This window comes from Dolichospermum circinale AWQC131C (genome assembly GCF_000426905.1).
Classification (GTDB): domain Bacteria; phylum Cyanobacteriota; class Cyanobacteriia; order Cyanobacteriales; family Nostocaceae; genus Dolichospermum; species Dolichospermum circinale.
Map to the genome: position 1 here is coordinate 1 of NZ_KE384633.1, position 6,361 is coordinate 6,361.

Annotated in this window: 6 protein-coding genes; all 6 read right to left on the reverse strand. The window is 37.8% G+C overall.

What is annotated here, in order from left to right; translation table 11 throughout:
- Positions 1–462 precede the first annotated feature (462 nt).
- Positions 463–1,284: a sulfotransferase domain-containing protein gene (locus ACIR131C_RS0116535; protein ID WP_028091098.1), complete on the reverse strand. Its 822-nt coding sequence runs from the start codon at positions 1,282–1,284 to the stop codon at positions 463–465.
- Between the two features lie 69 nt (positions 1,285–1,353).
- Positions 1,354–2,268 (reverse strand): glycosyltransferase, encoded by a 915-nt coding sequence (locus ACIR131C_RS23020; protein WP_035372307.1) that lies wholly within the window; start codon positions 2,266–2,268, stop codon positions 1,354–1,356.
- A gap of 47 nt (positions 2,269–2,315) precedes the next feature.
- Positions 2,316–3,596 (reverse strand): polysaccharide pyruvyl transferase family protein, encoded by a 1,281-nt coding sequence (locus tag ACIR131C_RS0116545; protein WP_028091099.1) that lies wholly within the window; start codon positions 3,594–3,596, stop codon positions 2,316–2,318.
- A 28-nt stretch (positions 3,597–3,624) separates the two neighbouring features.
- Complete coding sequence (locus ACIR131C_RS23025) at positions 3,625–4,287, reverse strand: sulfotransferase family protein (RefSeq protein WP_051347598.1); 663 nt, start codon at positions 4,285–4,287, stop codon at positions 3,625–3,627.
- On the reverse strand, positions 4,278–5,531 hold the full coding sequence (locus ACIR131C_RS0116555; RefSeq protein WP_028091100.1) for an ABC transporter ATP-binding protein: 1,254 nt from the start codon (positions 5,529–5,531) through the stop codon (positions 4,278–4,280). The genes ACIR131C_RS23025 and ACIR131C_RS0116555 overlap by 10 nt, the downstream gene beginning before the upstream one ends.
- A gap of 158 nt (positions 5,532–5,689) precedes the next feature.
- Complete coding sequence (locus tag ACIR131C_RS0116560; RefSeq protein WP_028091101.1) at positions 5,690–6,301, reverse strand: retropepsin-like aspartic protease; 612 nt, start codon at positions 6,299–6,301, stop codon at positions 5,690–5,692.
- Between the last annotated feature and the right edge of the window lie 60 nt (positions 6,302–6,361).

Below are 6,361 nucleotides of genomic sequence, written 5' to 3' on the forward strand. Positions count from 1 at the left end.
TCGGTTTTCATAATCACATTATATATTTAGTTGCGATGCCTAATCCGAGCGGAGCGATCGCCTAACCGAAAAATCTTAGATTTTGGATTTTAGATTTTGGATTGGGAATTTTCGGTATAAGCCCCGCCTCTTCAGGGCAGAATTAATCCAACCAAAATACTGGCTGCGCTGCGTACGCTTCGCTAACGCCAATCTAAAATTCTCAAGCTCCACACTTGAAGGTGGAGTCAATCCAAAATCGCAAATTCAAAATTGGTTGACCTGTTGGTATAGTTCTATATATCTTTTTGCTTGTAGTTCTAAAGTATATTCTTTCAGGGCGATCGCTCAACAATTTTCGTTCATTTTTTACCTTTAATTGTTTATCTTAAAATAACGTTACAATCCTCCAGGATCAATTTGAGATTTGATAAATTAGCGATCGCTTTCAAGATCAATAATATATCTCAATTGCCGCTACCCTTACAGATTATACCCATACTTATTCAGAAATTCTGCAAAGACTTGATTAAGTTGATTGATAGTTTGAGGTTTTAACTTATCTCGATAATTACCTGGCTTGACGGCTCGTTTGTGGGAATAGATATTTTCTTTTTTGGGAATTTTAAATTCATCCTTGTACTTGAGAAAGTAATATTGATTGGCAATGTTGCTAAAGGCTCCGAACTCAAAGGCATCGATAATAGATTTTAACCAATGACTATAATTTAATATCATGTCTTCATATTTTACTATCAGAGCGTCCTCTGCTAATTCTGGTAGAAAAACTAGGAATCGTTCTTGTAGAGAATATCCAGCCAGTCGATATGCCTGATTTTTCTCGTCAAGTATGGATAAAACATAGTCATCAATAGACATTTGACTAATGATTTCTCGGGCTTTTTTCTTCTCCTCAGACCAACTGTTGTTGGTGTGACTAAACCCGAAGGAATAATATTCAGAAACTATCATATCTCTAGGATCTCTGATCTGAACAATTTTCTTGATTCGTTTGATATTGGGAAAATCGTCTGAAATCTTGATTAAAGATCTGATGGGAGCCATGCAAAATGAATCAGCAATTTCTGGTGTAAAGTCTCGAATATTGGAAGGAGAGTTATTATCTGAATAAAAAAGTATCTTCTTCTCATTTGCCAAATCTTTAAAGAGCTTGAACATAAACATGGATGCGGTTTTATGGGGTGCATACCCCATAATGCCAAACTTATCTGTATCTGGATAATTTACACCCTCTAACTTAGATTTGAGATATAGTTTTCTTAGCTTTGAGTAAACAGTAAACATAAGCTGTGTGGAGTTTTTTGAAATGTGATTAAGTTTTGGAGGTTTTTATTGAGTCTATGGGATCAATAGCTATTCGACTTTTTGGAGTTCATTTAAAGCTGTCTTCAAGCCCCGTTTACGAGCTTGGTAAAACCGCCTTTCTCTCGGACTCATGCGCCAAAACCGAATCCAATCGGCAAATTTGCCTAAACCAGATTTGTAGCCTTGGCGAAGTTTGCCCCGATAGGACTCGACAATAACACCAGAGTAGGTAGAAGACTCAATTAATCGGAGTAGATACTCTTCCTGCAACCGTTCAGGCGGCATTAAATGTGTGAGCTTCAATTTGGCAAAGCGACCTGTACCTAAGCCCAAATCACAAGCAGTAAATGCCATATCTGAATCTTCATAGGAGGTTAATTTTTGCCCCTTTCGACCCATACTTTTGCGGAGCGAGTCATGTTTAACCATATCAGCATATTTTTCGGCTACCAATTTACGAATACACATTCCCGCTCCACAGGGGGTTGTTTCGTATTGATTAACCAGATTTGACCAACGATCTTCGTTAAATTCCCGAATTGCCAAAGCTCCCCAAAAGGGTTTTGTCCATTCTGGTGGGGTTTCCACGAATCCAGGAATTGTTTGTCCTCCCCAAGCACCGAGGAATGAATAGTCCTTGCTAATTTGTAGCACATTTGCTAAATAATCAATTTCTAAAACATTATCATCATCTACAAACACTAAAGTTTCAGCTTGAGCTTCCTGAATCCCTCGTAAACGGGCTGGTGTTAAACCGAGTTGATCTTCTCGTATATGACGACCTTGAGGATGCCAACTCAGGTCAATTTCTGAAGAAAGAATGCGAACGCTGGCATTATCAATCAGCAGTAACTCCCAGAATGTTAAAGCTAATGTCTGAGATTGTAATGCCTTCAGAACTTTCTCAATATATCCACGATTAGGGTTATGAGTGCAAATAATAACGCTGATTACAATAGACATATTTTTTGAGGACATTCATTTCAAATGTATTTATCAAATTTCAAACTTTATTTATTGTTCATAATTTCATATAATTTATTATACGCACTTATTCCCAAAGTGATTTGTTTTTCGGCTGCATCTAAGAGATGGGGTCTCAATTTTTCCGAATTATTCCAGGCTTGACAAATTGCCGTTAATAAATTCTCCTTTAGCTGTTGGTTATTCAGCAAAATAACTTCACAGCCGACTCCAAACTGATCTGCTAATCCCAAAAACTTATCAGCGTAGTATTCGGATTTTGCTAGACCAATCACAGGAATTCCTTGCGCCAATGCAAATACCCCAGCATGGTAGCTTCCTGTGACAACAACGCTACAACGGCCGATTTGCTGAATAACTTTCTGTGGCGTATCAATTAACTTGCCACCATCAGCTGCATCATCATAACCTTTAAGGAGTTTACAAATTGCCATACTGTCAGACAATTCTTCACCTTCAGATTTTAAGGAAATGGGAACAGGTATTAGTGGTGCAGATAGTAATTTAGCCGCATTTTGTAAAGACGTTCTTACAGTTTCTAGTAAAGCAGAGTTAATATCAGCATAGTAAGCAACTCTTAAGTTGATCCCAATACCATTGCCAGGATGAGGATTACGTCCTTGATATGCCATTTCAATCGCATCGTCCCCCGTGGTCATAAAACGCTCTGTGGGAACATTAAAAGATTTGAGAAAGGAAATTCCAGAGCGTTTCTCGCGCAAAGAAATTAACTTGACTTTGGGAAAAACGGCTGTAGCTTTAGCCAGCAAATCAGGATCTCTCAAAGGACCTAATCCCTGACCAAACATTGCTGTTGGCTTACCGATACTATTAGCAATAAGAAGAGTCTCTAGTACACCACCAGCGTGATATTTGAAAGAATCTGTGATGTATCCACCACCGGATGCAATAACCAGGTCAGCTTCATGAATTGCGTCCATAAATGTCTGAAAATCACTTGCCCGTTGTGAAGAATGCCTTTTCAATTTCAAGTTGATAAAAGACCGTACTATTTCTGGCGATTGTCTGCGAAATTGATTTTCGCAATTAGACCACAGTTGAACAAAACTGCGGCTGGGTATTTTATAAGCAGGAGAAAACACGGGAGACAACCAAATATTTCGTCCATTGGGAAGCAGAGGTTTAGTATTTGGACAGTATTTAGCAAGCTTTTCTGGTGAGGTCGTAAACACCTGAATAGAACAATTAGACCATAAAGCATATATTCGCTGAATGGCAACTTGTAACATTGCCCAGTCTCCAATATTCAGGAGAGGATAACCACTTTGGTCAATAATAATTTTCATTTAGACAATAAATATCTGTATAATATAACTATCTATTAACATCATAACTGCCTTTATTCGCATGAGGGAATGGCTTGGCAGGTATATCTTTTCCCAGGAAATCACAAAGCTCCTTCCATCCATCTCCTTCTTCCCAGTCAACAACGAGCAGATCTTTTGGACGGCCAAGAAAATATTGAATTACTTCGGCATTATGCCTCTCATATCGCTCAATAAGTTGAGCATCTAACACTTCAGGAAAAGGCAATCCGTACAGTGTTTGCCGTATTTCATTAGTCCGTTTAGATGCTTTTCCTTGACTGGCCAAAATATTTCTATAACTTTTAATCCATCTCTCGGAATTCCTCTTGGTGAGAATAAATCGACTACCAGGAAAGGCTTTGTCAAGCTCGACATACAATATAATCCAAGGCCAGTCCTCAAATGATTCTTTTTGTTCAGCTAATGCTATTATTTCCGAAAGGTTTCCCCTCTCTATGCCTCTCACCAGATCTAAATTTTGACTCTGGTGATCAAAACCCAATATTTTAAAGCAGCTACCTAAAGTAGTTGTCCCGGTTTTAGCCCAACCAATTCCAAAGATTTTATTACCTAAAGACGTAATCTTTTTTTCGTTTGATAAATTTTTGTTTAAAAAATGTAACCATTTAACCATTATTAAATCTCCTAAGTTAATTTCAACTAAATCCATCGGTGTGGAATATAAATACTGCCATAGTTCCCGTTAGAAAGTACGGGATATCCTCTGATATGACCTTCCTCAACTTCTAAAACAGTGGCAGCCTCTACATGGTCTTGTAATTCTTGTCCATGCTTGATGGCTACATTCATTCTGTAGCACCCAGGAACTAATAATAACTCATCAATTTCACAAATTATTTTTTCTCGCTGTGATGAACTGTTAATATCTTCATTATCTAACTGGTTAGCACTCTTAAAATTTGCCACAGGTTGACCATACTGATCATAAATTGTGAACACGCATGATATTCCAGGTTTTCCATCAGTGATATAAAAAGTCAAACGAGCGGGACGACCTGTTGCTAAGGTTGTGGATGAATAATCATCTCCTGAAAAAACATCAACTCTGGAAAGACGAATTTCACCCTTACCTTTTCGGTCTTTTCGTTCTAGCAGATTATTTGAGGATGATTGTTCAAGGGTTTGTAGATAAGTAATAACAGCTTGTGAAGTGCTGTCATCAGTAATTACTGTCCCTTGGTTTAGAAGAACGCCTCTATGACATAGAGTTTGCAGGATACCTAAATTATGACTAACAAATAAAATTGTCCTGCCTTCTTTTCCCACATCCTCCATTTTCCCCAAACACTTTTTCTGAAATTTTACATCTCCAACTGCCAATACTTCATCCACAATCAAAATCTCCGGCTCTAAATGTGCTGCTACCGCAAACGCCAACCGTACATACATCCCCGAAGAATACCGCTTTACTGGAGTATCCAGAAACTTCTCCACCTCCGCAAACGCTACAATCTCATCAAACTTCCGCTTAATTTCCTCCTTACCCATACCCAAAATTGCCCCATTGAGAAATATATTCTCTCTCCCCGTCAATTCTGGATGAAACCCAGTCCCTACCTCTAATAAACTCGCCACCCTACCCTTAATTTTGATGCTTCCTGTAGTTGGTTCTGTAATTCGGCTTAAAATCTTCAATAGTGTTGATTTACCCGCCCCATTTCTGCCAATAATTCCTACTCTATCACCTTGCTTAATATCAAAGGATACATCTTTTAAAGCCCAAAATTCCTCAAAAGCAGGATTTTCATTCTTAGTTTTAGGATTTAGTAAACTACCAAGAGATTTAACTTTATTAGTAATAACATCTCGCAGTGCTGTATAACGTTCCTGCTTTTGATGGCCAATAATATATTTTTTACCGAGATTTTCAACGCGAATAACTGTGTCTGACATAAGTATTAATTTATCAATTTGAAAATCATTGATTTGAAGGCTTATATATCTCAATATTAAGCTGAATTTAGCATTTAATTATAGAAGTAGCCAAATTACCCACCTATAGTATATTATTAGCTCACTTATAACACACTTACTTTATAAGTTGCCAGTAGTTATCCCCTATATTTGAATAGGATCTTCTCCTCAGCTTGTTTAAATTCAATATCAAATAAATCAAACACAACTTCCCTACCCAATAAAACTTCTTGGCAATCCTCATTTTGTAACCAGGCCACAGGAGCAGAAAAGGTATAATTATCAATCTGCATTTCAACTTGTCGGAGTACATATTGAACACTCCCCCCTACTCCCTCTCCATTACTAAGAACTTCTCCTTGAGAGAGGGCATATCCTAAGTCTGTGCCTAAATAAAAGGTAATTAGACTAATATCTGAACCAGAATCTACAAGCATTTCCAGGATTTTAGAATTTTGAAAAGTTAAACAGACTTCGTATTTTGGCTGCCAATCATGTTTTTTGACTGTTCTAAAACGCACTGGGAAAAACTTTACTGGCTCAACAAATTCGTTTTCGTAGATACGCTCAGTGATGTAGTCAGAAGATTTTAAGTTCTGAAGGTCAATTTGCTGTGTCATGATTCTATAATCTTGGTGATGAGCTATTACACCATCCTTGGTGTAAATAATCCATTCTCCACGATATTGTTTTAGTTTTCGGTAATTTGCTTTACGCCATTCTTTGGCACTATTGTATTTTTCGTTCATACAGGGGTTTCCGCTCTTATGAGGTACATCTTAAGCCCCCTCCTCGCTTGCGGGGAGGGG

Bases quoted from the DNA above. Each gene is read 5' to 3' on its own strand.
- ACIR131C_RS0116535 (WP_028091098.1), bottom strand. From the start codon at position 1,284: ATGTTTACTGTTTACTCAAAGCTAAGAAAACTATATCTCAAATCTAAG.
- ACIR131C_RS23020 (WP_035372307.1), bottom strand. From the start codon at position 2,268: ATGTCTATTGTAATCAGCGTTATTATTTGCACTCATAACCCTAATCGT.
- ACIR131C_RS0116545 (WP_028091099.1), bottom strand. From the start codon at position 3,596: ATGAAAATTATTATTGACCAAAGTGGTTATCCTCTCCTGAATATTGGA.
- ACIR131C_RS23025 (WP_051347598.1), bottom strand. From the start codon at position 4,287: ATGGATTTAGTTGAAATTAACTTAGGAGATTTAATAATGGTTAAATGG.
- ACIR131C_RS0116555 (WP_028091100.1), bottom strand. From the start codon at position 5,531: ATGTCAGACACAGTTATTCGCGTTGAAAATCTCGGTAAAAAATATATT.
- ACIR131C_RS0116560 (WP_028091101.1), bottom strand. From the start codon at position 6,301: ATGAACGAAAAATACAATAGTGCCAAAGAATGGCGTAAAGCAAATTAC.